The sequence below is a fragment of the Streptosporangium amethystogenes genome (assembly GCF_000721075.1).
GTDB lineage: Bacteria > Actinomycetota > Actinomycetes > Streptosporangiales > Streptosporangiaceae > Streptosporangium > Streptosporangium amethystogenes.
Genome location: NZ_JOEQ01000002.1, coordinates 77,553 through 102,148, shown reverse-complemented (window position 1 = coordinate 102,148; position 24,596 = coordinate 77,553). Strand labels below are relative to the sequence as shown.

Below are 24,596 nucleotides of genomic sequence, written 5' to 3'. Positions count from 1 at the left end.
CTCCCGTTCTCCTGGAATTAACAAGGGGTGCAAGTAAATGAACAAGAGATCCGCACTGGCCTTCGCGGCCGCGGGTGCCGCTCTCTCCCTGGGGCTCTCCGCCTGCGGCGGCGGCGGCAGCGAGACGAAGTCGGCCGATGGTTCGTCGGCCGCGCCGGCGACCGCGGACGCGTTCAACGCCGGGCTCGAGGCGGTGTTCAACCCTTCTGACAAGAAGGGGGGCGTCCTGAAGATGGCCATCTCCGAGGACTGGGACTCGGTGGACCCCGGTGACACCTACTACGCACTCTCCTGGAACTTTGTCCGGATCTACGGTCGTTCGCTGGTGACCTACACCCCGGCTCCCGGTGCCGAAGGCCGCAAGCTCTCCCCCGACCTGGCCGAGAAGCTGGGCGAGTCGAGTGACGGCGGCAAGACCTGGACCTACAAGCTCCGCGCCGGTCTGAAGTTCGAGGACGGCACGCCGATCACGTCCAAGGACGTGAAGTACGCGGTTCTGCGCTCCATGGACAAGGAGACGCTGGTCAACGGTCCGACGTACTTCAACGACTGGCTGGACCTGCCGAAGGACTTCAAGAGCGTCTACAAGACCCCGGACGTCAACACCGACTCCGCGATCGAGACGCCGGACGACCAGACGATCATCTTCCACCTGAAGAAGGCCTACGGCGGCTTCGACAACTTCGCGGCCCTGCCCGGCACGATCCCGGTCCCCAAGGACAAGGACACCGGCGTCAAGTACCGCGAGCACGTGATGGCCTCCGGCCCCTACAAGTTCGACAAGGTCGAGGCCGGCAAGCAGTACACCCTGGTGCGCAACGAGCACTGGGACCCGGCGACCGACCCGATCCGCAAGGCGCTGCCGGACAGCTACGAGATCTCCCTCGGTGTCAACGCCGACGACCTGGACAACCGGATCCTCTCCGGCGACCTGCACATCGACCTCGCCGGCTCGGGCGTCCAGCCCGCCGCGCTCGGTCGCGTGCTGGGCGACCCGACGCTGAAGGCCCGGGCGGACAACCCCACCGGTGCCCGCACCTGGTACACCTCGATCGTCTCCGACGTGCCCCCGCTGGACAACCTGGAGTGCCGCAAGGCTGTCATCTACGGCGCCGACCGGGTGGGCCTGCAGAACGCCTACGGCGGCGAGTTCGCCGGCGGTGAGATCGCGACCGGTCTGCTGCCGCCGTCGATCGGAGGCTGGAAGAAGCTGGACCTCTACCCGTCCGGCACCGGCGACGTGGAGAAGGCCAAGGCAGCACTCGCCGCCTGTGGCAAGCCTGACGGCTTCGAGACCATCATGTCCTACCGCGCCGACCGTCCCAAGGAGAAGGCGACCGCCGAGTCGCTCCAGCAGGCGCTGGCCAAGGTCGGCATCAAGCTGGAGCTCAAGGGTTACCCCACCGGTGACTACTTCGCGCTCTACGCCGGCAAGCCGGACTTCGTGAAGAAGAACGGCATCGGCCTGGCCGTCAACGGCTGGGGTGCCGACTGGAACGACGGTTTCGGCTTCATGTCGCAGATCGTCGACAGCCGCACCATCCGTGAGTCGGGTGGTAACTACAACATCAGCATCAAGGACAAGGAAATCGACGCGAAGATCGACCAGATCTTCGCGGAGACCGATGTCGCCAAGCGTGACGCGCTCTGGGGCGAGATCGACCAGAGGGTCATGGAGCAGGCCTACGTGCTGCCCGGGGTCTGGTCCAAGAGCGTCCTCGTCCGTCCCCTGGGTGTGACGAACGTCTTCGTCACCGGTGCGTTCGACATGTACGACTACCTGAACCTGGGTGTCCAGTAACCGTCGGAAATCCTGTTCAGTTAGTCGAGGCTTGAAGGGGCCGGCCCACAAGGTCGGCCCCTGGAGCCGGGGGGACTGTGGTCACTTACATCATCCGGCGCCTGATCGGCGCGGTGCTCATGCTCGTCATCGTGAGCATGGTCACGTTCTCGATCTTCTTTGTGGTTCCCCGTATCGCGGGCGCCACAGCTGAGGGCTTCGCCAGCCGCTATATGGGCAGATCCGCCAACGCGGAGATGATCGCGGTCACGGCGGAAAAACTCGGGTTCAACGACCCGCTTCCCGTGCAGTACGGCCGCTGGATCTCAGGTGTCTTCGTCGGCTCGGAGTACGACACCGGTGCCACCATCGAGGAGTGCCCAGCTCCCTGTTTCGGCTACTCCTTCATCAGAAGGCAGCCGGTCTGGCCCGACCTGGTGGATCGCATCCCGGTGACCCTCTCGCTCGCCTCGGGCGCGGCGGTCATCTGGTTGCTCTGCGGCGTCGCGACAGGTGTGCTGTCCGCGCTGCGAAAAGGCACGGTCTTCGACCGGGCGGCGATGAGCATCGCGCTCGCCGGGGTCTCCCTGCCGGTCTTCTTCACCGGCATCGTCTCCCTCGTCATCTTCAGCTACGGGTTGGGCATCACCGCGCCGGGCGGCAGCTTCACGCCGTTCCTGGAGAATCCGGTGGAATGGGCCTACAGCCTCCTCCTGCCATGGATCACCCTCGCGTTCCTCTATGCCGCCTCCTACGCCCGTCTGACCAGGGCGGGAATGCTGGAGACCATGAGCGAGGACTACATCCGCACGGCCAGGGCCAAGGGCATGAAGGAGTCCAGGGTGGTCGTCAGGCACGGGCTGCGCGCCGCGCTGACCCCCATCCTGACGATCTTCGGTCTGGACCTCGGCCTGCTGCTCGGTGGCGCGGTGCTCACCGAGAGCACGTTCTCGCTGAAGGGCATCGGCGACTACGCCGTCCAGGCCATCGTGACGAACGACCTTCCGAAGATCATGGGCGTCACCATGGTCGCGGCACTCTTCGTCGTGCTGGCCAGTCTGATCGTCGACCTGCTGTACGCGGTGGTCGACCCGAGGGTGAGGCTGGGATGAGCGCTCCGTCGAGCTTTCTCGAACTGAGGGACCTGCGGATCCACTTTCCGACGGACGACGGCCTGGTCAAGTCCGTCGACGGGCTCTCCTTCCAACTGGAGCGCGGCAAGACGCTCGGGATCGTAGGCGAGTCCGGATCAGGCAAGAGCGTCACCTCGCTGGGCATCCTCGGCCTGCACAAGGGCGGCCGGGCGAAGATCTCCGGTGAGATCTGGCTGGACGGCGAGGAACTCGTCACCGCCTCCGCGGACCACGTCCGGACGTTGCGCGGCAAGAAGATGGCGATGATCTTCCAGGATCCGCTCTCGGCGATGCACCCCTTCTACACGGTGGGTGCGCAGATCGTGGAGGCGTACCGGATCCACCACCCGGTCAGCAAGAAGGTCGCGCGCAAGCACGCCATCGACATGCTGGGCCGGGTGGGCATCCCGCAGCCGGAAAAGCGCGTCGACAGCTATCCGCACGAGTTCTCCGGCGGCATGCGCCAGCGCGCGATGATCGCCATGGCGCTCTCCTGCGACCCGGAACTGCTGATCGCGGACGAGCCGACCACGGCCCTCGACGTGACGGTCCAGGCACAGATCCTGGACCTGATGCGCGACCTGCAGCGTGACTTCAACGCCGCGCTGATCGTCATCACCCACGATCTGGGTGTCGTCGCGGAGCTGTCGGACGACATCCTGGTGATGTACGGCGGAAAGGGCATCGAGTACGGCACGGCGGAGGACATCTTCGAGCGGCCCGAACATCCCTACACGTGGGGCCTGCTGGGATCGATGCCACGCCTGGACCGGGAGCGGAGTGAACGGCTGCTGCCGATCAAGGGCGCTCCTCCCTCGCTGATCAACCTGCCCTCCGGCTGTGCGTTTCACCCGCGTTGCGTCTATGCCGACCGCACCGGTGGAAAGTCGAGCGCCGAGGTGCCTGAGCTGCTCGAGAGCGACGGCGGCCATCTGGTCCGGTGCCACCTGCCCCACGAGGTCAGGCGGGACATCTGGGAGAACGAGATCAAAGTGAACCTGGAGTCCTCGTGAGCGAGCGAGCCGACAAGCCCGTTGCTCCGGACGCGCGTTCGACGAACGGAAAGCCTGTGACCGAGCCAATTCTGTCAGTGCAAGGGCTGGAGAAGCACTTCCCCGTCACCAAGGGCCTGCTCAAACGCCAGGTCGGTGCGGTCAAAGCGGTCGACGGGATCAGCTTCGACGTCTTCAAGGGGGAGACCCTCGGCCTGGTGGGCGAGTCCGGCTGTGGCAAGACCACGACGGGGCGCATGATCACCAGGCTCATCGAGCCGACCGGCGGGAAGGTCCTCTTCGAGGGCCACGACATCACTCACATGTCGCAGTCCAAGATCCGGCCACTCCGGCGCGACATGCAGATCATCTTCCAGGACCCCTACTCCTCGCTCAACCCCCGCCACACGGTCGGCACCATCGTCGGTGCGCCGTTCCGTATCCAGGGGGTCAAGACCGAGCAGGGGATCAAGAAGGAAGTCCAGGACATCCTTGCCCTGGTCGGTCTCAACCCCGAGCACTACAACCGTTACCCGCACGAGTTCTCCGGTGGCCAGCGCCAGCGCATCGGCATCGCCCGCACGCTCGCGCTCAAGCCCAAGCTCATCGTCGCCGACGAGCCGGTGTCCGCGCTGGACGTGTCGATCCAGGCCCAGGTCGTCAACCTGCTGGAGGACCTGCAGAACGAGCTCGACCTGACCTATGTGGTCATCGCGCACGACCTGTCGGTGGTCCGGCACATCAGCGACCGGGTCGCGGTCATGTACCTCGGCAAGATCGTCGAACTGGCGGATCGTAAGAACCTGTACGAGTCGCCCATGCACCCCTACACCACCGCGCTGATGTCCGCGGTCCCCATTCCGGACGTCAAGCGGCGCGAGGGGCGCGAGCGCATCCGCCTCCAGGGCGACGTGCCCAGCCCGCTCAACCCGCCGCCCGCCTGTCGCTTCCACACCCGGTGCTGGAAGGCCCAGGAGATCTGCAAGACCGTGGAACCGCCGCTGGCGGAGCTGGCGGCGGGCCACCAGGTGGCCTGTCACTTCCCGGAGAACGCCCCCAAGGAGCAGCCGTCTCCGCAGACCGCCTCGGACTGATCGATTCCCGGCCGGGGCCCGCGCACTCGCCGTGCTGACCGGCCGGTGCGCGGGCGTGCCCGTTCGCGCCGGATGCCGGATCAGGCAGGCGAGCCGGGGGTGATCAGGCCGGTCTCGTAGGCGAGGACGACGGCCTGGACGCGGTCGCGCAGGCTCAGCTTGGTGAGCACGTTGCCGACGTGGGTCTTGACCGTCGTCTCGCTCACCACCAGCTCGGCGGCGATCTCCGCATTGGACATGCCCTTGGCGATCAGCTTGAGCACCTCCAGCTCACGCTCGGTCAGCCGCTCCAGACGATTGGGGGTGGACTGCCGGTGGGTCGGCAGGTGTGCGCCGAACCTGTCCAGCAGTCGCCTGGTGATGCTCGGCGCGACGATGGCGTCGCCGGCCGCCACCACCCGGATGGCCTGCACCAGTTCCTCCGGCGGGACGTCCTTCAGCAGGAAGCCGCTGGCTCCGGCACGCAGCGCCTCCACGATGTACTCGTCCAGGTCGAAGGTCGTCAGCACCAGCACCCGGGGCACGTGCGCACCCCCGGCGGCCTCCCGTACGATCCGGCGGGTCGCCTCGATGCCGTCCACGCCCGGCATCCGGATGTCCATCAGCACCACGTCGGGCAGCAGTGCCCGCGACTGGTCCTGCGCGGTCTTGCCGTCCCCCGCCTCACCGACCACGGTGAGGTCGGGTTCGGCCTCGAGGATCAGGCGGAAACCGGTGCGCAGGAGTGGCTGGTCGTCCACCAGCAGCACTCTGATCGTCATCATGTGTCCTTGAGGGGGAACCGGGCATCGACCTCGAATCCGCCCTCGGGACGTGGGCCGATCCTCAGAAGTCCACCATAGAGGGCAACGCGTTCGCGGATGCCCACCAGGCCGTGACCGGTCGCCCCCTCGCTCGTTTCGCCCGCTTTCTGGCCGAGGCCGTCGTCGGTGACCCGCACGGCCAACTCGCCTGACTCGTGCCGCACCGTCACCCAGGCTCGTGCCTGCGGCCCCGCGTGCCGCAGGCTGTTGGTCAGGGCCTCCTGCACCAGCCGGTACGCGGCCAGGTCGACTCCGGGTGGCAGCGCCCCAGTGGTCCCGCACTCGTCCTCGATCCACAGCTGTGTCCGCAGCCCCGCCTCGCGCATCTGGTCGACCAGGGCGGGAATCTCACGCATCCCCGGCTGCGGATTGCGCTCGGCGGGCACCGCGTCGGTCCTGAGCACGCCCACGAGGCTGCGCATCTCCGACATCGCGGTCCGGCCCAGTTCCTCGATCGCGGACAGGGCCTCTCGGGCCCCCTCGGGGTTTCCGGCCAGCACCCGGCGTGCCGCGGCCGCCTGGACGGTCATCACGCTCACGTGGTGGGCCACCACGTCGTGCAGCTCACGGGCGATGCGGGAGCGCTCCTCGGCCCTGGCCGCCCGGGTGTCGGCCTCCCGGATATGCTCCATGCGCCGTGCCCGGTCGTGCAGCTCCGCCTGGTAGGCCCGGCGCAGCCGCACGTTCCGGCCGGCGATCCACAGGGAGGCGGCGAAGACGACCATCAGCAGGTGGGTGCTCCACTCGCCAAGCCCGCCGCCGGCCGCCGCAGACAGGAAATGGCCGGCCAGGGCCAGTGCGGGAGCGCACAGGCTGACCGCCAGGCCGCGCCGGACGGCGATCGTGTAGACCAGCACCAGGGCGGCGAGCCAGAGCAGGGAGGGGTTCCGTCCCGTCGCGGCCAGCGTGATCTCGATCAGGCAGACCAGACAGAGCAGCAGGAAAGGCCAGTGGCGGCGCAGCGCCACCGACAGGCAACCGGTCATGATCAGGCCGAGACCCATCGCGTCCGGCTCCCCGAGCCGGGCCGGGTCGCCGAAAACCTGGGTGACGTGGGCGAAGGGAGCCGAGGCGGCCGCCAGCGCCCCCCCGAGGAACAGATCAGGGATCAGCGGATGCCCGTGGAACCACGCCCGCAGGCTACCGATGGTGTTGCGCACACAACCAACCTAGGTGCCCTTCCTGCCCGGCCACCCTGCCACAGGTGGATATCCCACTCATCCCCACGTAGGACGGTGTTGATTGCGACGCGGGTTGCCGGCGACGCTGGCGCGTCGCGGTTCGGCCGCTGGGATCCGGCTCCTTCCCTCGTCGAGAGAGGTCGCTCGTTCCTCGCGACCTCTCTCTCCTCGGTCCAGTCGCCGGCGCGGCCTCACGGGTCGTCCCTCAAGGACAGATCGCGGGCATGTCTCCAGGGAGGCTTCCCGAGGTAGGTCACGTTGGGCGGTTCCAGTCGTCCTCAACGTGACGACACAGCCGCTACAGCTCGTCGGTGGCGGCCCTTGAGGTCTTGGCGGGGCGGCGGTTGCTGCGGACGGTGTCGCCCGGCTGGCGCTCGGGCACCGGCGGGGGAGTGCCGCCGAACTCCGGACACAGGTCCTTGTAGCTGCACCAGCCGCACAGCCTGCTGGGCCTGGCCCGCCACTCGCCCGTCTCCAGCGCCCGCTCGATGGCCTGCCACAGAGCCTGGACCTTCCTCTCGGTGGCCAGCAGGTCGGCCTCGTCGGGGGCGTAGCGCAGGACCTCGCCGCCACCCCCCAGATACATCAACTGGAGCAGGCGGGGCACCGAGCCGCGCAGCCGCCACAGCACCAGCGCGTAGAACTTCATCTGGAACAGCGCCTTGGCCTCGAAGGCGGGCCCCGGGGCGCTGCCGGTCTTGTAGTCGACGACGCGGACCTCGCCGCCGGGTGCCACGTCCAGCCTGTCGATGTAGCCTCGCAGCATCAGGCCGCTGCCGAGCACCGCCTCCACGTAGAGTTCCCGCTCGGCGGGCTCCAGGCAGGTGGGGTCCTCAAGGGTGAAGTAACTTTCCAGCATGACGCGGGCCTGGGCCAGCCACTCGGCGCGGTCGTCGTCACCGGTGAACATGTCGGCATACGAAGGGTCCTCCTGCTGCAGCCTGTGCCACTGCGGCTCCAGCAGGTCCTGGGCCGCGGCGACCGTGCGACCGGGGGCGGGCAGGTCGTACAGCCGTTCCAGCACGGAGTGGACCATCGTGCCGCGCACGGCGGCCGGCGACGGAGGCTCGGGCAGCCTGTCGATCACCCGGAAGCGGTAGAGCAGCGGGCACGTCATGAAGTCACCCGCCCGCGACGGCGACAGGGCTCCGATGATCGTGGGCTCGGTCAGCGACATGACCGCACTGTAGGTCACGGTGACGACAGTTTGCGCCCGAGGTGCCCTTGTGGCGTCTGCCGGTGGTCCGGCGGCGCGTACCATCGAGGCTTGAGGGTGGATTGAACACGGGTTGAACGAGGAGTGGTGAGCCAGCGGTGAGCAGCGACAGCCCACGCCGGGACAGTTCAGGGCTGCGGATGGGCCGGCCGTTCGGCATCCCGGTCTACGTCTCGCCGACCTGGCTCATCGTGGCGGCGTTCATCACCTACTCGTTCCAGGGCGTGGTGGCCTTCTGGCTGCCCGAGCTGAGCATCCCGATCACGTACGTCGTCGCATTCGTCTTCGCGGTGCTGCTTTATGTCTCGGTGCTCCTGCACGAGCTGGCGCACTGCGTGGTCGCCAGGATGTACGGCCTGCCGGTCCGGCGCATCACGCTCTACCTGCTCGGCGGCGTCTCGGAGATCGAACGTGAGCCGGAGACGCCCGGCAGGGAGTTCATGGTGGCCTTCGCGGGCCCGCTGCTCTCGCTCGGCCTGGCCGCGCTCGGTTTCGCCGTCTCCCGGGTCATCGACCCCGGTACGATCGTCGGCGTCCTGGTCTTCCAGCTCTGGTTCGCCAACCTGATCGTCGGTGTCTTCAACATGCTGCCGGGATTGCCGCTCGACGGGGGGCGCATGCTCCGCGCGGGCGTCTGGAAGATCACCCGCAAGCCCGGTACGGGCACGGTCGCCGCAGCCTGGGCGGGCCGGGGGCTGGCCGTGGCCCTGGTCACGATCCCCATCGGGCTGGCACTGGCGACCGGGTCGGCGCCGGACATGACGTTCGCCTGGTCGGTGCTGCTGGCCGCCTTCATCTGGTTCGGCGCCACCCAGGCGCTGCGCGGTGCCCGGGTGCGCGCCCGCATCCCCAAGGTCAACGCCCGTGCCCTGGCCAGGAGGGCCATCGCGGTCACCGGTGACGTGCCGCTGGCCGAGGCCCTGCGCCGGGCGGCGGAGGCGCAGGCGGGGGCGATGGTGGTCGTCGACCATGAGGGCCACCCCACAGGCATCGTCAACGAGGTGGCGGTGGAGGCCACTCCGGAGAGCCGCCGCCCCTGGGTGACGACGGGTTCGCTCTCGCGCAGCCTCGAACCGTCGCTGGTGCTGGCCGCCGACCTGGAGGGGGAGCCGTTGATCGACGCCATGCGTGAATCCCCGGCGGGTGAGTATCTCCTGGTGGAACGTGGTGGCGAGATCTTCGGGGTGCTCGCGACGTCTGACGTGAATCGAGTGTTCAGCGGAGTTTAAGCGAACCACATGTCATTTGCATGCGTCTCACTGAATACTCGCCGAAGGCAGGACGACCAGAGAAAATTATCCCTGTTTGTCCCACTCGTTTTCGGCTCGTACCAGGACTAGGGTTTTGGCTAGTGAACTGGCTGGCCATGTAGCTTAAGGGACGTCAATTGGCACCCCCCCACACGCCGGCTCCGGCCGGCGATCTGACGCCGGATCTCCTCGGCGCGCCCGAATGGACCGACCAGATGGTCGCCGCCGCGGGCATACCCATGTACGACATCCCGTTCCTCACGGTCGGTGGCGGCATGGGCTCCTTTGTGACGCTCGACTATCTGCGGATTTACGGCGTCCCCACCTCGCAGATGCGGGTGGTCTCCAATATCGATCACCCATGGCAGACCTACGAGTTCCTCACCAGGTGCTCGCAGATCCCCCGTGGGGAGCGGATCCGCTCCGACTCCTCCTCCCGCCCGGACAACCTGTGGGGGTTCCCCTCCTACGCCCTGGAAGAGGCGTGGAAGGAGAAGAAACTGTCGTACCTGTGGCAGATCCTCACCGAGCCGCTCCTGAACGACTACTGGACCCCGCGTGCGGGCACGGTCTTCAAGAACCTGGAGCGCGAGGCCAAACGCATCAACTACTGGGACATGCTGGTCAAGGGACAGGTGCGGATGGTCCGACGCCGGGCCGGTGGCGGCTACTTCACGGTGGTCACTCCGCCGGACGGCGCGGCGGCGACCAAGCGCATCATCTTCCGCTCGCGCTTCGTGCACATCGCGATCGGCTACCCGGGTCTGAAGTTCCTGCCCGACCTGCAGGAGTTCCGGACCAAGCACGGTGACTACCAGCACGTCGTCAACGCCTATGAGCCGCACGAGCAGGTCTACGAGTTCCTGAAGACCAGGCCGGGCACCGTGGTCATTCGCGGCGGTGGCATCGTCGCCTCCCGGGTGCTCCAGCGACTGTTCGACGACCGGGAGCGGCACGGCCTGCAGACCCAGATCATCCACATCTTCCGCACGTTCGTCAGCGGCTCCCACGGCCCGCACATCTGGGCGCGCCGCAAAGGCGGGGACGGCTGGGCCTACCAGGGCTTCAACTACCCCAAGTCGGTGTGGGGCGGTCAGCTCAAGGCGCAGATGCGCAAGCTGGAGGGCACCGAACGGGCGAAGAAGTACAAGGAGATGGGCGGCACCAACACCCCCTACCGGCGGCGCTGGCAGGAGCAGATGCGCGCGGGGCGCAGCGGCGGTTACTACCACCCTGTGCAGGGCACCGTCGACCGCGTGGAGCACAGCCAGGACGGGCGGCTGGTCAGCTACGTGCGCAGCAGCGACGGCATCGTCCGCGAGCCGGTCTCCGACTACATCATCGACTGCACCGGCCTGGAGGCCGACATCGCCGAGCATCGGATCTTTGCGGACCTGCTCCAGCACGGTGGGGCGTTCCGCAATCCGGTGGGCAGGCTCGAGGTGGAGCGCCACTTCGAGGTGAAGGGGACGGCCAATGGTGACGGTGCCCTCTACGCCTCGGGATCGGCCACGCTCGGAGGTTACTTCCCGGGCGTCGACACCTTCCTCGGCCTGCAGATCGCGGCTCAGGAGATAGCCGACGACCTGGCAGGACGAGGGTTCGTCAAAAAGATGGGACCGCTGCGCTCGACCTCGCAGTGGTTCAAGTGGGCCTTCAACTCGTCGGTGTAAGGAGTAGTCCCCCGTGGTTCCGACTCTGTGGGGCCGTATTCAGACGCGCCTCTTCATGCTCGCCACCGTTGGTGCGATCATCACCCTGCTGATCGTGCCGGTGCTTCCCGGCTCCTCCGGGCCGCTCTCCGAGCGCTACGTCAACGGGTTCCTGGTCCTCGCGGCGGTAGGTGTGCTGGGGATCATCTGGGAGCTGATATACCACTTCCTGATGCAGTTCAGATGGGAGAAGGACTGGCCGACCCTCTTCGGTCTGCTGACGCTCGTACCCGAAGGCCTTGTGCTGTACTTTTTGCTACGGTCCGGTGCAGTCGATGTTATCGATCCGGTTCCGCCGGCCGCCTTCTGGACGCACTTCACGGTCGTCTGGGTATGCATCTGGCTGGTGACGAACGGCCCCATGCGGGTGCCGTTCATCCGGTGGCGTTTCCGGGGAGGGAGAGTTCTGTGACCGACCAGGGCTTCGGGGTGGTGCGTCCGCTTCCGGGCAACGGGCTGGTGGCCTATGTAGGCGGCCTGCTGCTGGTGTGCGACGCGGCCGAGGCCGTCGTTGAGGATCTGCTGGGGGCGCTGCGGGAGACCGCGGCCTCGGGCGGCGACGGCCGGTCGCTGGCCCGCCGGGTCGCCCAGATCCTCGCCGTCGTGATAGGCGAGCCGGTGGCGTGTGCCGTCGCCGGTCCGGTCAGCGGGGGAGTGGCCGTCCTGGTCAGCGGTCCGGCATTCGCGGCGGTGACCGGCGCGGCCGGTGAGATCCAGCTCGCCGGGCGTGACGCGCTCACCTGGTCCGACCGCTTGGTTCCCGGCCCGGTGACCCGGGTGGAGCTGAGCCTGCCCGACGCCGGGGCCGCGCACCCGTTGTCCCGGCTGGACGCCGGAGTGATCGTCGCGGGAGGCGTCTGGTGCGACCTGACGGAGGTGGGGGCCGCCCCGCAGGCCATGCCGCGGATGGAGCCCGCCGCGCCACAGGTCCAGCAGGCGCCCCGGATGGAGCCCGTGGCCCCCGCGCCAACCCCGATGCCCGTGCCACCCGAGCGGCCGACCTCCCCCGAGTGGTCGGCCCCACCGGAGAGCGCCCCGCCGGCGCCCTATCCGCTGGGCCCGGCGGATCCCTATCCGCCGGTCATCGCCCCGCCGCCGATGGAGCCGCAGCCGCAGGCGTGGCACTCCGAGCCGCACCCCGGGGCCTCCCCGCAGGGGCCGATGCCCTCCACCGGACCCGCTCCCGCGATGGTCCACCATGAAGAGGTCCATCACGAGGACATCGACACGGCCATGGCCAGTGGGATGGGCGGGGATCCCGTCGACGTCCGCGACCAGCCGTTCGAGTACGAGTTGCTGACGCCCGGCGCGGCCGAGCCTCCGGGGCCCGCGCCGAACTCCGGGGCCGAACCCGAGGCACGGCCGCTGGTCTACGGGGTCGACTGCAAGAACGACCACTTCAACGACCCTCGCGTGCCCTACTGCGCGGTCTGCGGTATCGCACTGGTCCAGCGCACCCTCGTTCCCTACAAGGGGCCGCGCCCGCCGCTGGGGGTCCTGCTCCTGGACGACGGCCTCACGCTGCGGCTCGACACCGACTACCTGGTGGGCCGCGACCCTGAGCGGGCACCCGAGGTGGCCGACGGCTCTGTGCGCCCGGCCAAGGTCACCAGCCCCGACGGCTCGGTCTCCCGCCGGCATCTGCGGGTGGCGCTGGACGGCTGGGACGTCAACCTGGTCGATCTGGGATCTGTCAACGGCACTCAGATCCAGCCGCCCGGTGACCCCAACTTCTACGACATCCCGCCGAACGAGCCGGTTACGATCATGCCCGGCACCACCGTGCGGATCGGTGTCTCGCGCACCATGCGCTACGAGTCGCACCGTAACCGCTGAGAACGCCTTCCGGGTGGTTTCCGGGTGGTACGAGGCCGTACCACCCGGCGTGTCCCGGGGGGTCTTTCGCCATGCCGCTCGCGTGCCAGGTCAGAGCTGCGGGGCCGGGGCGCGTAGGGCGGAGACGGCCTCGGCCCAGTCGACCGGATCGGGGTCCTGCTCGGTGCGGACCAGCAGGTGCGTGCCCTCCGAGGTGGTCCCGGTGTCGGCGGCCACGACCAGCGCGTTCTCGGGGATCGCAGCCGCGGTGGCCGCGACGCCGAGCTTGGACAGCCGCTGGGCCAGGGCTGAGGCCCGGTTCCCGCCGGTGACGATCAGTGGCCGGTTCCACAGCATCGCGAGGGTGAGCGCCACGTGCGCGGCCGCGTCGTCACCGGAGCCGTAACGTACCGCGACCGGCCCCGGCTCGGAGCCGGACTCGGCCTGTTTTGGCACGGGTAAGAACACGGTCACCACGCGGCAGACCGCGCCGTCACGCACGGCGGCATAGCCGGGGACACCGGCGGGCAGCACCAGCAGGTCGGCTTGGGCACCGGCGGCCAGCTCCGGCAACTCACCTGCCACATCCGCGCTGAACCGGCTCACCACCCTGGTCTCCGAGCCGCGCTCGCGGGCACTGCCGGCCAGCGCCTCCAGGTCGTGGAGGGTCTCGGCCAGCTCGGCCAGCTCCGAGGAGAGGCCGCTGCCGACCTCCAGGCGGCCTGCCGGGTAGGGGCGAAGGTGGCCCAGGACCACCTCGGACGGCGACCTGGACAGGGCCAGGGTGGTGGTCAGGCCGACCAGCGGGGCCTGCTCGGCGGGTGGATCGGGCACGATCACCAGTATCCGGTGGGCGGCGGTTACGCCGAGGGCGGCACGTTCGGCCTCGGCGATGTCGCGGGCCACCCGCCTGTCGGGGTAGATCCTGCGCACCAGTGGGCCGGTCATCGCGGTCGTGACGAGAGCCATGACCACCATCAGCGAGTAGAGCTCGTCGTCGAGCACGCCCTTCTGCAGGCCGACGGTGAGGATGACGATCTCGGTGAGCCCTCGCGTGTTGAGCAGGGAGGCCAGTGCCCAAGACTGCCGGTTGGGCAGCCGCTGGGTCCGCGCGGCGGCGTAGGAGCCGAGCAGCTTGCCACCGATCGCGACGACCAGGATCGCGGAAAGCGTGCCGAGGCTGGACAGGTCGAGTTCGCGCAGGTTGACGTTGAGCCCCGCCACCACGAAGAACATCGGCAACAGCAGCAGTACGGCGAGCTGTTCCAGCCGCTCCAGGATCTCGTGGTTGAGCCGTTCCGCCCCCTCACGGGGCATCACCGCGCCGAACACGAACGCGCCGAAGATGAAGTGGACGTGCATCCACTCGGTGGCCCAGGCCGATCCGATCAGACCGAGGAGCACCAGGGAGAGCAGGCCGGGCGTCAGCCGCCTGGCCTGCTCGTACGCGGGCACCAGCCGGGCCAGCAGAGGCTTGACGACCAGGAACATCACCAGTACGTACGGCAGGGCGAGCAGGACCTTCCACTGCCCCTCGGACTCTCCGGCCCCCGCGATGCCCACCACCACTGCCAGGACGGTCCAGGCGAGCACGTCGATGACGGCCGCCGAGGCCAGGGCGAGGCCGCCGAGCGTGATCCGCTGCATTCCCCGGTCGGTGAGGACCCGCGCCAGCACCGGGAAGGCGGTGGCGGCCATCGCCGCGCCCATGAACAGCACGAACGGCAGGGTCTTGTCGCCTCCCACGTGCTCACCCGCGATGGCCAGCGCGAGCACGCAGCCCAGGACGAACGGCACCACGGTCGAGCCGAGTGCCACGGTCACCGCGATCCGTCCCTTGCCCCTGACCAGCTTCTGGTCCAGTTCCAGGCCGACGACGAACATGAACAGCACCAGGCCGACGTTGGCCAGGGCCTGCAACGGAGGCCGCATCTCGGAGCCGAACAGTTCGTCACCGATCAGAGGGCCCAGCAGGGTGGGGCCCAGCAGGATGCCGGCCACGATCTCGCCGATGACCGGAGGTTGGCCGAGCCATCTGGCCAGCGCTCCGAAAAGCCGCGCGGCCGCGAGGACGATGACAAGGTCCAGGAGGAGCAGATCCATGTGCAGCAATTGCGAGCACGCTTTCCGTATGCAAAGAAAAGCCCCGAGAATGGCAAAGGCGACGTTACCGTGTGTGGGATGTCGTCGCGAACGTTGCGCAGGCATGGAGGGAGACCGTTGTGGAAGGCATCGCCGACTATGAGTTCATCCGGCCACTGGGAGCCGGTAATCACGGTGAGTTCTACTTGGCGAAAAGGCCCGAGCGGTTACCCGTCGAGGCGGATCTGGTCGCGGTGAAGGTGGTGGGGGGCACGGGGAACGACGCCTTCCGCCGGGCCACGAGAGAGTTGAAGGCGTTCGCCGCGGTGCGCTCCCCGTATCTGGTGCGGCTCTACGACGCCGGTCAGCAGGGCGGGGTGTTCTACTACTCAATGGAGTACCTGCCGGACGGCTCGCTGGCGCATCCCGCGGAACGGCCGTCGCGTGAGCGGGTGCTGCGCTCGATCGCCTGCGTCTCCCACGCGGCGCAGGCACTGCACGAGGAGGGCATCGTCCATCGCGACATCCGCCCCGGCAACGTGCTGCTCGCCGACGACGGGGGCAAGCTCTCCGACCTGGGCCTGTCGCAGGTGCTGACGCCGGGCGTGACGGTGACCGGGATGGGGGACATCGGGTCGGTGGAGTTCACCGACCCCGCGTTGCTGCAGGGGGAGACGCCCACCCCCGGCGGCGATGTGTGGTCGCTGGGCGCGACGCTGCACTGGGCGGTGAGCGGAGTCGGGCTTTACGGGAAACTGCCCACCCACGATCCGCTGCTGACCCTGCGGAAGGTGTACAGCACGCCGCCGTCGATCGATCCGGGGTTGGAGCCCGAGCTGTCGGATCTCGTCCGGGCATGCCTCGGTGACGTGGCCAAGCGGCCCACCGCGCGGGGGGTGGCCGACCGGCTCTACGCCCTGCTGGTCTGAGCTTCCGCCCGCGCGCTCCGGGCCGTGGCCTCGGCTCCCTGAGCGTACGTGCCGGGAGCCGGGCGGGCACGGGCGGGCGGCTACGTGTCGGTGGGGCGCAGGCGGTCCAGTTCGGCGTTGAGCACCCGCTCCAGGCGTGCGGTGCCGAGCCTGTCCGGATAGAGCAGGCGGTGCACGCTCAGCCCGTCGACCAGGGCGAGTAGCCGCTCGGTCACGTCGTCGAGGTCTTCGGTGGTGGAGATCTCCCCACCGGCGACCGCGGCGCCAAGCAGGCTGCGCACCAGGTAGCGCAGTTCCTCGGCCTCGGCGCGTTGTGCCTCCAGCATCGCCGGGCTGGTCATGCTGCGACTCCAGAAGCCGACCTCCAGCCCGCTCTCCCGGGTGCGCTCCTCGTCCAGTGGCAGGTTGTCGAGGAGGAGCTCGCGGAGCGCCGCCAGCCCGGTGAGGCCGGCCAGCTTGCCGCGCAGGCGCTCCACGATGCGCCGGTGCGAGGAGCGCAGCGCCGACAGCATGATGTCGTCCTTGTCGGCGAAGTAGTGGGTCAGCACGCCGTTGGAGTAGCCGGCCTCCTTGGCGATCGCCCTGGTCGTGGCGGCCTCGATGCCCTCGCGCAGGATGATGCGGCGAGTGGCCTCGATGACCTCCTCGCGGCGCTCTCCATGATCGACGATCTTTGGCAACTCGGTTCCCTCCCGAACGGAATCCGTTGACATTGTAGTCGGTCGCCCGTCTATTATCCGCTGAAGACATGAGGAGGACTCGCTATGACCGTCGTAGCCCTCGGGGTGCACATCGTGGACGTGCTCGCCAGGCCGGTGGAGTCGATTCCCGCCGGGCAGGACACCCACCTGCTGGAGCAGATCCGGGTCACCGCCGCGGGTGCCGCGGCCGCGACCGCCGTCGACCTGGCCGCGCTCGGTGTCCCGGTGGCCTCGGTGGGGGCGGTCGGCGACGACGAGCTCGGAGATCTGCTCGTCATGATGATGGGGCGGCGCGGCGTCGATGTGACCGGGGTGGTCCGCAGGCGGGGAGAGCAGACCGCCGCCTCGATCCTGCCCATCCGCCCGGACGGCGGGCGCCCGTCCTTCCACGTCCCCGGAGCCAACCTGGGCCTGGCCGTCGCCGACGTCGGCCGCGAGCGGATCCTGGGCGCGCGCGTCGTGCACCTGGGGGGCATGGACGTGACCTGGGGTCTGTACGACCCCGCTTTCTTCGCGCTGCTTGACGAGGCACGCGCGGCGGGCACGATCATCACAATGGACCTTCTGTCCAACATGCCGGACCTCATGCAGGGGGTTCGGAGCTTTCTCCCGCACGTCGACTACCTCCTGCCCAACGAGGAGCAGGCACTGCTGATGAGCGGTGCGGGCAGTGCGGAGGAGGCCGCGCTGGCCCTGCTGGCGGAGGGGCCCTCGGCGGTCCTGGTCACGCTCGGCGCGGACGGAAGCCTGATCGCCGAGGCGGAGGGCGTCACCCGCGTTCCCGCCCTCGACGTCGAGGTGGTCGACACCACGGGGTGTGGCGACGCCTACTGCGCCGGGTTCATCGCCGGCCTGGTCGACGGCCGTGACGTGGCCGGCGCCGCACGGCTCGGCACCGAGCTGGCCGCTCGCGTCGCGGGCGGCCTGGGGTCGGATGCCGGCCTGGACGGGGCGCGCGCACTACGTGAGGAGAAGTGATCCCGCCGCTCGCGGCCGGACACGGCACCGAACCGCCCGAACCGATCCAGATCTGAAAGGACGACGCATGTCCATCGACGCCAGACTCAGGGAGCGGGCCGCCAAGGTCGTCCCCGGCGGTATGTACGGCCACCTCAACGCGGCCCTGCACGGCCCCGCCTACCCGCAGTTCTTCGTCGGCGGCGAGGGGTGCCGCCAGCGGGACGCCGACGGGCGCGAGTACGTCGACCTCATGTGCTCCTGGGGTCCCGTCGTGCTCGGCCATCGCCACCCGTCGGTCGAGGCCGCCGTCGCGGCCCAGCTCGCCGTGGGCGACTGCCTCAACGGCCCCGGCCCCGTCTACGTGGAGCTCGCGGAGCTCCTGGTGGACACCGTCCCGCAGGCCGACTGGGTGATGTTCTCCAAGAACGGCACCGACGCCACCACCCAGGCGCTGATGGTGGCCCGCGCCGCCACCGGCAGGACCAAGGTCCTCATGGCGCACGGCGCGTACCACGGGGCCGACCCGTGGTGCACGCCCAGTACGGCGGGGACCACTCCCAGCGAGCGCGCGGACCTGGTCGAGTTCACCTACAACGACCTCGCCAGCGTCGAGGCCGCCGCGGCGCAGGCGGAGGGCGACGTCGCCGCGATCATCGTGACGCCGTTCAAGCACGACTCGTTCGAGGACCAGGAACTCGTCGCCGCGGAGTTCGCCCGGGGGGTGCGGGCACTGGCCGACCGGATCGGCGCCGCCCTGGTGATCGACGACGTACGCGGTGGCTGGCGGATCGACCTGGGCGGCTCCTGGGAACCCCTGGGTGTGCGCCCCGATCTGTACGCCTTCAGCAAGGCCATGGCCAACGGTCACCCGATCGCCGCCGTCACCGGTGTGGACGCCCTGCGGGGGCCCGCCCAGACGCTCTACTCCACGGGTTCCTTCTGGTTCAACGCCGCTCCGATGGCCGCGGCCAAGGCCACCATCGAGACGTTGCGCGACATCGACGGTATAGCCCTGATGGAGCGCGCGGGCACCCGCCTGCGGGAGGGCCTCGCCGCCCAGGCCGCCTCCCACGGCTTCACGGTCAACCAGACCGGCCCGGTGCAGATCCCCTGGCTCTCCTTCGAGGGGGACGCGACGCTGGACAAGGGCATGTTCTGGGCGGCGGCCTGCCTGCAGGAGGGCGTCTACCTTCACCCGTGGCACAACTGGTTCCTGTCCGCGGCCCACACCGACGCCGACATCGACCGGGCGCTGCAGGGCACCGACGCCGCCTACGCCAGGCTCAGGGCCCACTTCGGCGCCGACTGAACGCGGCCCCTAGTGTGGGGCGTCCCGCAGCCGGCACCACTGCAGGTCGTCCAGGCGGGTGCCGTCGGGACCGGGCAGCAACCCGCGCAGCAGCGCCTCGCGGGTGAAGCCCGCGCGCTCCAGTACACGCTGCGAGGCGACGTTGGCGGGGGAGGTGCCCGCGATGATCCGGTTCAGGGAGGTGTGCTCGAAGGTCCAGCCGACCAGCAGATTCACCGCCCTGGTGGTGAAGCCCCTGCCGCGGAACGCCGGTAGCAGACTGTAGCCCGTCATGGCCTGCCTCAGCGGCGGGGTCACGTTGGAGAGCTGGATCTCCCCGGCGAACGCGCCCGTCGCGGCGTCCGTGATCACCGCCTCGAGCCCCCAGCCGGCCAGCTGGTTCGCGCCCGCCGCGCGGCACCGCTCCTCGGCCTGCTCGGCGCTTTCTGGCTCGGGCGGGACGCTGTACCTCACGACGTCGGGCAGGTTGCGCAGCGCCAGATAGTCGGCGGCGTCGGCGGAGGTGAGCGGCCGCAGCCGTACGACCCCGTCGGTCAGTGAGCCGCCGGGGAAGTCCGGCAGGAACAGCGCCACGCGCTCGCCGGAGTCGCCGCGCAGGCGTGCGAAGGACACCAGGTCGCGGCGGGTGCCGTCACGCTGCTGCTCGGCCCCGCGCCGCACGCCCTCGCGCTGGAAGCCGGCGGCCAGGGCCACCCGCTGGCTGGCCAGGTTCTCCACGTCGGCGAGGAGTTCGACGCGTTCCACCCCGTGGCCGAAGCCCCATCCGGCCAGCGCGGCGGTGGCGGCCGTGGCCACCCCCCGGCCCCGCGCCCACGGGGCGACCAGGTAGCCGATCTCGTTGGTGTTCCGCAGGCGGGAGGGTTTGAGGCCGATGTTGCCCAGCCACTCGCCCGTCTCGGCGTCCGCGATGGCGAACGCGGCTCCTCCGCTCTTCCAGTCCTCCTCGGCCATCTCCAGGTACTGGAGTGCGTCGTCTCGGGTGTAGGGCACGGGCACCAGGGGGAGGAACCGGACGATCTCCGGGTCCGCACAGGCGCGGACGATCGCTTCGGTGTCCGCAAGGGTGAGGGGCCTCAGGACGACGGAGCCTGCCGGAATCACATCTTGGGGAAACATGCGACAACAGCTACCAGTTCCCCCGTAGTGGGGCGAACTTTTTTGAGGACCGTCGCTGTCCGCCCGCTCCGGACAGCGGTGTCCGTTTCCCGCTGCCCGGCCGCGGCTCCCAGGCCGAGGCGGGATCGGCCGCGGTCGCGCGCCGTTAACCTTGCGGTCATGGGTTTTCGCAGGCATGGGCCGTTTCAGGCCGGGGATCAGGTTCAGCTCACCGACCCCAAGAACAAGCGTCACACGGTGACGTTGAAGGAAGACGGCGTGTTCCACACGCACAAGGGCGGGATCCCGCACAGTGAGCTGATCGGCCAGCCCGAGGGCTCGGTGGTGCGTTCGTCCGGGGGCACCCAGTATCTGGCGTTCAGGCACCTGCTCCAGGACTACACGCTCTCCATGCCGCGCGGCGCGGCGGTCATCTACCCCAAGGACTCGGCGCAGATCGTGGCCATGGCCGACATCTTCCCGGGTGCCCGGGTGGTGGAGGCGGGGGTCGGCTCCGGCGCGCTCACCTGCTTCCTGCTGCGCGCGGTGGGCTCCGAGGGCACCGTCACCTCCTACGAACGGCGCCAGGACTTCGCCGAGATCGCCACCAAGAACGTGGAGAAGTTCTACGGCGGCCCGATGTCGCAGTGGCGCCTGGTGGTCGGCGACTTTGTCGCGGACCTCGACGAGAGTGACGTCGACCGGATCATCCTCGACATGCTCGCCCCGTGGGAATGTGTGGACGCCGCAGCCAAGGCTCTCACCCCTGGCGGTGTGATCTGCTGTTATGTCGCGACCACAACCCAGCTGTCGCGTACGGTCGAAACTCTCCGGGAGCACGGGAGTTTCACCGAGCCCCATGCGTGGGAGACCCTGGTTCGTGACTGGCATGTCGAGGGGCTGGCTGTGCGGCCCGACCACAGGATGGTCGGCCACACCGGCTTTCTGGTCACGGCCCGTCGCATGGCCGACGGGGTGACGCCACCACCTCGACGTAGACGTCCGGCGAAGGGTGCACAGGGTGAGGACTCCACGTCTTCCGCCACATGATGACGATTCGGCCACGACGGTCCGTGAAGGAGTGACACGGGAGCGGACCTTCGTGTTCTTATGCTTCTAGTACTAAAAGCGCCAAAAGGGATTAATCATCACGCACTTAATGTAGTCATACGAACACTGCTCAGCCAGGTAAGGGACAGCCCTTAGATGGGTAGGGTTTTGAGTAGTCGGTCTCGACTGGGAAGGAGGTGACGCCGTGGCAGCTCGCGACGACGCTGAGGCTCGAGCCGCGCAGCGCGAACGGGAGGTCGCTGACCTCACAACACAGGTCTCCTTCCTGCAGGAGGAGATCACCGTGTTGCGTCGGAAGCTGACGGAGTCTCCCCGGCAGGCCAGGATCCTTGAAGAGCGTCTCCATGACTTGCAGGCGAACCTCGCGGCCGTAACCGGCCAGAACGAGCGTCTGGTGGCCACCCTCAAGGAGGCCAGAGACCAGATCGTCGCCTTGAAGGAGGAAGTAGACCGGTTGGCGCAGCCGCCATCCGGGTTCGGCGTGTTCCTCGAAACCAGAGAAGACGGCACGGTGGAGGTTTTCACCGGTGGCCGCAAACTCAGAGTGAACGTCAGTCCGGCGGTGGACGTCGACTCGCTGAAGCGTGGCCAGGAGGTCATGCTCAACGAGGCGCTCAACGTGGTCGAGGCCCTCGGTTTCGAGGAGCTTGGCGAGATCGTGATGCTCAAGGAGCTCCTTGAGGACGGCCAGCGCGCCTTGGTGATCTCGCATGCCGACGAGGAGCGGGTGGTGAAGCTCGCCGAGTCGCTGGTGGGCCAGCCGATCCGGGCAGGCGACTCCCTGTTGCTCGAACCCCGTTCCGGCTACGTCTACGAGCGCATCCCCAAGTCCGAGGTCGAGGAGCTCGTCCTGGAGGAGGTGCCCGACATCTCCTACGAGGAGATCGGCGGGCTGATGCGGCAGATCGAGCAGATCCGGGACGCCATCGAGCTCCCGTACCTGCACGCCGACCTCTTCCGCGAGCACAAGCTCCGCCCGCCCAAGGGCGTCCTGCTCTACGGACCACCCGGCTGTGGCAAGACGCTCATCGCCAAGGCCGTCGCCAACTCCCTGGCCAAGCAGGTCGCGGAGAAGACCGGCCAGTCCGGCAAGAGCTTCTTCCTCAACATCAAGGGTCCCGAGCTTCTCAACAAGTACGTCGGCGAGACCGAGCGGCACATCCGCCTGGTCTTCCAGCGGGCTCGCGAGAAGGCCTCCGAGGGCACTCCGGTGATCGTGTTCTTCGACGAGATGGACTCGATCTTCCGGACCCGAGGCTCGGGTGTCTCCTCCGACGTCGAGAACACCATCGTCCCCCAGCTCCTGTCGGAGATCGACGGCGTCGAGGGCCTGGAGAACGTCATCGTGATCGGCGCCTCCAACCGCGAGGACATGATCGACCCGGCGATCCTGCGGCCCGGCCGCCTGGACGTCAAGATCAAGATCGAGCGGCCGGACGCCGAGGCGGCCAGGGACATCTTCTCGAAGTACCTCATCGCGGAGCTCCCACTCCACTCCGAGGACCTCTCCGAGCACGGCGGGAACCGGCAGGAGACCATCTTCGGGATGATCCAGCGAGTCGTCGAGCGGATGTACACCGAGAGCGAGGAGAACCGCTTCCTTGAGGTGACCTACGCCAACGGGGACAAGGAGGTCCTGTACTTCAAGGACTTCAACTCCGGTGCGATGATCCAGAACATCGTCGACCGCGGCAAGAAGATGGCGATCAAGCAGTTCCTGGAGACCGGGCAGAAAGGTCTGCGGATCCAGCACCTGCTGGCGGCCTGCGTGGACGAGTTCTCCGAGAACGAGGACCTGCCCAACACCACCAACCCCGACGACTGGGCCCGTATCTCCGGCAAGAAGGGCGAGCGGATCGTCTACATCCGCACCCTCGTGACGGGCAAGCAGGGCACCGAGGCCGGGCGTTCCATCGACACGGTGGCCAACACCGGTCAGTACCTGTAACAGCGGCACGCGTGCCGATCGACGGCGCGGCCTCCCCGGGGGTCGCGCCGTTGGCATCTCGCCAGATTTTTGTCTAGTTTTGCGATGTTTCGCGGCGTTGAAAGAATTTTGTCGCTTTTTTGAGTGCTTGTTACTCATACTCGGCTGGTGCGGACCCGCCGCCACCCGTATCTCCGGTCACATCCGTCCCAAAAGTGACTGGAAATCAACAGCCGTCACAGGGAACCCGAATGATCGAAGCGCCGTCCAAGTGGCGTGCGTGAACATTCCGGCCCGGCCGTCAGGTGACCGGCACGGGGTCTCGCGAGGCGCTTGGGGGAAGCGGCCGCCTCGCCGAACTCGACCTCCTGCGCTTCACCGCCGCCATGGCGGTGCTCGCCTTCCACTACTTCATCGCCTTCGCCTCGGTGTGGGGCGACCGTCCCGCCACGTTGTTCCCGGCGATCTCCACGATCTCCGGACTCGGCATCCTCGGCGTCGAGCTGTTCTTCATGATCAGTGGCTTCGTGATCCTGATGAGCATCTGGGGCCGGGGCCTGGGGGCGTTCGCCCTCTCTCGGCTGGTGCGGCTCTTTCCCGCCTACTGGGTCAGCGTGGTGGTCACCGCCGCGGTCTACGGGCTGACCGCGGCCACGGCCCTGGACCCCAAACTCAGCCTCGGCGAGTACGGGGTCAACCTCACCATGCTTCAGCGGGCCTTCGGCGTCTATGACGCCAACGGTGTCTACTGGTCGCTCTGGGTGGAGCTCCGCTTCTACGTGCTGATCTCGATCCTGGTGATCACCGGGGTCACGCTCAACCGCTGCCTGGCCTTCATGGGCGTCTGGCTCCTGGCCGCGGGTTTCTTCGCGGGAAGCGATGAGGCGTGGGTCGAACTCGTGATCATGCCCAAGTACGCGGCCTACTTCGTCGGTGGCATGGCGTTCTTCCTGATGACCAGATTCGGTCCCAGGCTGGTCCTGTGGTGTCTGGCCGGGATCAGTGGCGGCCTGGCCGTCAGCGCGGCGCTCGATCGGGTGGCCGGGCGGGTGGAGAAGGTCGGTTACGCCGCGATGCCCGTGCCCGACTGGGCCGTCGTCGCCACGGTGGTCGGCTTCTACGTACTCATGGCGATGGTGGCGCTCGGCTGGCTGCGCCGGCTGCGCTGGCGCGGCCTGGTGGTCCTGGGCGCGCTCACCTACCCGCTCTACCTCTTCCACACCGCGGCCGCCGTCCTGATCGTCCCGGCCCTGCGGGACACGCTGCCGCCGCCGCTGACCGCTCTGGTCACCGTGCTGGCCGCGATGGCGTTCTCCTACCTGGTGTACCGGGTGGCCGAGCGTCCCCTCCAAGAGTTCGTCAAGTCGAGGAGGCGCGGGAAGGCCGCGCAGGCGTCGCCCGCACAGCCTCCCGGGTTCTCCTCGATCCCTCTCGCAACGGGCGAAAAGGCTTCGGTGCCATAACTGTCCGACCACCGGGCATAGTGAAGGGTCTAGGGTCGGGAATAGATACCTCGGAGAGAAACAGTCCCTGATGAACAGAGGGT

20 protein-coding genes are annotated in these 24,596 nt (G+C 68.4%); 14 read left to right on the top strand and 6 right to left on the bottom strand.

The window, feature by feature from the left end:
* The first annotated feature begins 37 nt into the window (after positions 1-37).
* The 4 genes from IG98_RS0102220 to IG98_RS0102205 all read left to right on the top strand — a co-directional run bounded on the left by IG98_RS0102220 (position 38) and on the right by IG98_RS0102205 (position 4,999).
* Positions 38-1,801, top strand: a complete 1,764-nt coding sequence (locus tag IG98_RS0102220; protein WP_030904611.1) for an ABC transporter substrate-binding protein — start codon at positions 38-40, stop codon at positions 1,799-1,801.
* Positions 1,802-1,878: 77 nt separating this feature from the next.
* Positions 1,879-2,892, top strand: coding sequence for an ABC transporter permease (locus IG98_RS0102215; RefSeq protein WP_030904608.1), 1,014 nt, complete (start codon positions 1,879-1,881; stop codon positions 2,890-2,892).
* Positions 2,889-3,926, top strand: coding sequence for an ABC transporter ATP-binding protein (locus IG98_RS0102210; RefSeq protein ID WP_030904605.1), 1,038 nt, complete (start codon positions 2,889-2,891; stop codon positions 3,924-3,926). The genes IG98_RS0102215 and IG98_RS0102210 overlap by 4 nt, the downstream gene beginning before the upstream one ends.
* 56 nt (positions 3,927-3,982) lie before the next feature.
* On the top strand, positions 3,983-4,999 hold the full coding sequence (locus IG98_RS0102205) for an ABC transporter ATP-binding protein (RefSeq protein ID WP_037969204.1): 1,017 nt from the start codon (positions 3,983-3,985) through the stop codon (positions 4,997-4,999).
* Between the two features lie 80 nt (positions 5,000-5,079).
* Here the strand turns inward: IG98_RS0102205 and IG98_RS0102200 are convergent, their stop codons facing one another.
* From IG98_RS0102200 to IG98_RS0102190, 3 genes are all read right to left on the bottom strand, one after another.
* Positions 5,080-5,760 carry a response regulator gene (locus IG98_RS0102200; protein WP_030904601.1) on the bottom strand — a complete coding sequence of 227 codons (681 nt, stop codon included), beginning with the start codon at positions 5,758-5,760 and terminating at the stop codon, positions 5,080-5,082.
* Entirely contained in the window at positions 5,760-6,962 is a 1,203-nt protein-coding gene (locus tag IG98_RS0102195) for a sensor histidine kinase (RefSeq protein ID WP_030904599.1), read from the bottom strand. Before IG98_RS0102195 ends, IG98_RS0102200 begins: the two co-directional genes overlap by 1 nt.
* A 319-nt stretch (positions 6,963-7,281) precedes the next feature.
* Positions 7,282-8,160, bottom strand: coding sequence for a RecB family exonuclease (locus IG98_RS0102190; protein WP_037969203.1), 879 nt, complete (start codon positions 8,158-8,160; stop codon positions 7,282-7,284).
* A 179-nt stretch (positions 8,161-8,339) separates the two neighbouring features.
* Between IG98_RS0102190 and IG98_RS0102185 the strand changes: the two genes are divergently transcribed.
* The 4 genes from IG98_RS0102185 to IG98_RS0102170 all read left to right on the top strand — a co-directional run bounded on the left by IG98_RS0102185 (position 8,340) and on the right by IG98_RS0102170 (position 12,997).
* Positions 8,340-9,428: a site-2 protease family protein gene (locus tag IG98_RS0102185; protein WP_084195081.1), complete on the top strand. Its 1,089-nt coding sequence runs from the start codon at positions 8,340-8,342 to the stop codon at positions 9,426-9,428.
* Between the two features lie 158 nt (positions 9,429-9,586).
* The gene (locus IG98_RS0102180; RefSeq protein ID WP_030904593.1) at positions 9,587-11,122 is read left to right on the top strand and encodes a hypothetical protein; all 1,536 of its coding nucleotides are present in this window, start codon (positions 9,587-9,589) and stop codon (positions 11,120-11,122) included.
* A gap of 13 nt (positions 11,123-11,135) precedes the next feature.
* Positions 11,136-11,573, top strand: a complete 438-nt coding sequence (locus tag IG98_RS0102175; protein ID WP_030904591.1) for a hypothetical protein — start codon at positions 11,136-11,138, stop codon at positions 11,571-11,573.
* A complete protein-coding gene (locus IG98_RS0102170; protein ID WP_030904589.1) occupies positions 11,570-12,997 on the top strand; it encodes an FHA domain-containing protein in 1,428 nt (475 codons plus the stop codon). Before IG98_RS0102175 ends, IG98_RS0102170 begins: the two co-directional genes overlap by 4 nt.
* A gap of 90 nt (positions 12,998-13,087) precedes the next feature.
* Here IG98_RS0102170 and IG98_RS0102165 read toward each other — a convergent pair whose 3' ends face one another.
* The gene (locus IG98_RS0102165; protein WP_051751392.1) at positions 13,088-15,079 is read right to left on the bottom strand and encodes a cation:proton antiporter domain-containing protein; all 1,992 of its coding nucleotides are present in this window, start codon (positions 15,077-15,079) and stop codon (positions 13,088-13,090) included.
* Positions 15,080-15,198: 119 nt separating this feature from the next.
* On the opposite strand from IG98_RS0102165, the gene IG98_RS0102160 reads away from it, so the two are divergent.
* Positions 15,199-15,987: a serine/threonine-protein kinase gene (locus IG98_RS0102160; RefSeq protein ID WP_030904584.1), complete on the top strand. Its 789-nt coding sequence runs from the start codon at positions 15,199-15,201 to the stop codon at positions 15,985-15,987.
* Positions 15,988-16,067: 80 nt separating this feature from the next.
* Here the strand turns inward: IG98_RS0102160 and IG98_RS0102155 are convergent, their stop codons facing one another.
* Positions 16,068-16,667, bottom strand: coding sequence for a TetR/AcrR family transcriptional regulator (locus IG98_RS0102155; protein WP_030904582.1), 600 nt, complete (start codon positions 16,665-16,667; stop codon positions 16,068-16,070).
* 84 nt (positions 16,668-16,751) lie between these two features.
* On the opposite strand from IG98_RS0102155, the gene IG98_RS0102150 reads away from it, so the two are divergent.
* Positions 16,752-17,666 carry a carbohydrate kinase family protein gene (locus IG98_RS0102150; RefSeq protein ID WP_030904580.1) on the top strand — a complete coding sequence of 305 codons (915 nt, stop codon included), beginning with the start codon at positions 16,752-16,754 and terminating at the stop codon, positions 17,664-17,666.
* 67 nt (positions 17,667-17,733) lie between these two features.
* Positions 17,734-18,957, top strand: a complete 1,224-nt coding sequence (locus IG98_RS0102145; protein WP_030904578.1) for an aminotransferase class III-fold pyridoxal phosphate-dependent enzyme — start codon at positions 17,734-17,736, stop codon at positions 18,955-18,957.
* A gap of 9 nt (positions 18,958-18,966) precedes the next feature.
* Here the strand turns inward: IG98_RS0102145 and IG98_RS0102140 are convergent, their stop codons facing one another.
* Positions 18,967-20,073, bottom strand: a complete 1,107-nt coding sequence (locus tag IG98_RS0102140; protein WP_030904576.1) for a GNAT family N-acetyltransferase — start codon at positions 20,071-20,073, stop codon at positions 18,967-18,969.
* Between the two features lie 159 nt (positions 20,074-20,232).
* Between IG98_RS0102140 and IG98_RS0102135 the strand changes: the two genes are divergently transcribed.
* From IG98_RS0102135 to IG98_RS0102125, 3 genes are all read left to right on the top strand, one after another.
* Positions 20,233-21,102: a tRNA (adenine-N1)-methyltransferase gene (locus tag IG98_RS0102135; protein ID WP_030904574.1), complete on the top strand. Its 870-nt coding sequence runs from the start codon at positions 20,233-20,235 to the stop codon at positions 21,100-21,102.
* 205 nt (positions 21,103-21,307) lie between these two features.
* Positions 21,308-23,071, top strand: a complete 1,764-nt coding sequence (arc, locus tag IG98_RS0102130; protein WP_030904572.1) for a proteasome ATPase — start codon at positions 21,308-21,310, stop codon at positions 23,069-23,071.
* 284 nt (positions 23,072-23,355) lie between these two features.
* A complete protein-coding gene (locus IG98_RS0102125; RefSeq protein WP_030904570.1) occupies positions 23,356-24,513 on the top strand; it encodes an acyltransferase family protein in 1,158 nt (385 codons plus the stop codon).
* The last annotated feature ends 83 nt before the right edge of the window (positions 24,514-24,596 follow it).

Coding starts and splice junctions, on each gene's coding strand:
- IG98_RS0102165 (WP_051751392.1), bottom strand. CDS start 15,079: ATGGATCTGCTCCTCCTGGACCTTGTCATCGTCCTCGCGGCCGCGCGG.
- IG98_RS0102210 (WP_030904605.1), top strand. CDS start 2,889: ATGAGCGCTCCGTCGAGCTTTCTCGAACTGAGGGACCTGCGGATCCAC.
- IG98_RS0102140 (WP_030904576.1), bottom strand. CDS start 20,073: ATGTTTCCCCAAGATGTGATTCCGGCAGGCTCCGTCGTCCTGAGGCCC.
- IG98_RS0102220 (WP_030904611.1), top strand. CDS start 38: ATGAACAAGAGATCCGCACTGGCCTTCGCGGCCGCGGGTGCCGCTCTC.
- IG98_RS0102190 (WP_037969203.1), bottom strand. CDS start 8,160: ATGTCGCTGACCGAGCCCACGATCATCGGAGCCCTGTCGCCGTCGCGG.
- IG98_RS0102185 (WP_084195081.1), top strand. CDS start 8,340: ATGGGCCGGCCGTTCGGCATCCCGGTCTACGTCTCGCCGACCTGGCTC.
- IG98_RS0102145 (WP_030904578.1), top strand. CDS start 17,734: ATGTCCATCGACGCCAGACTCAGGGAGCGGGCCGCCAAGGTCGTCCCC.
- IG98_RS0102150 (WP_030904580.1), top strand. CDS start 16,752: ATGACCGTCGTAGCCCTCGGGGTGCACATCGTGGACGTGCTCGCCAGG.
- IG98_RS0102200 (WP_030904601.1), bottom strand. CDS start 5,760: ATGACGATCAGAGTGCTGCTGGTGGACGACCAGCCACTCCTGCGCACC.
- IG98_RS0102135 (WP_030904574.1), top strand. CDS start 20,233: ATGGGTTTTCGCAGGCATGGGCCGTTTCAGGCCGGGGATCAGGTTCAG.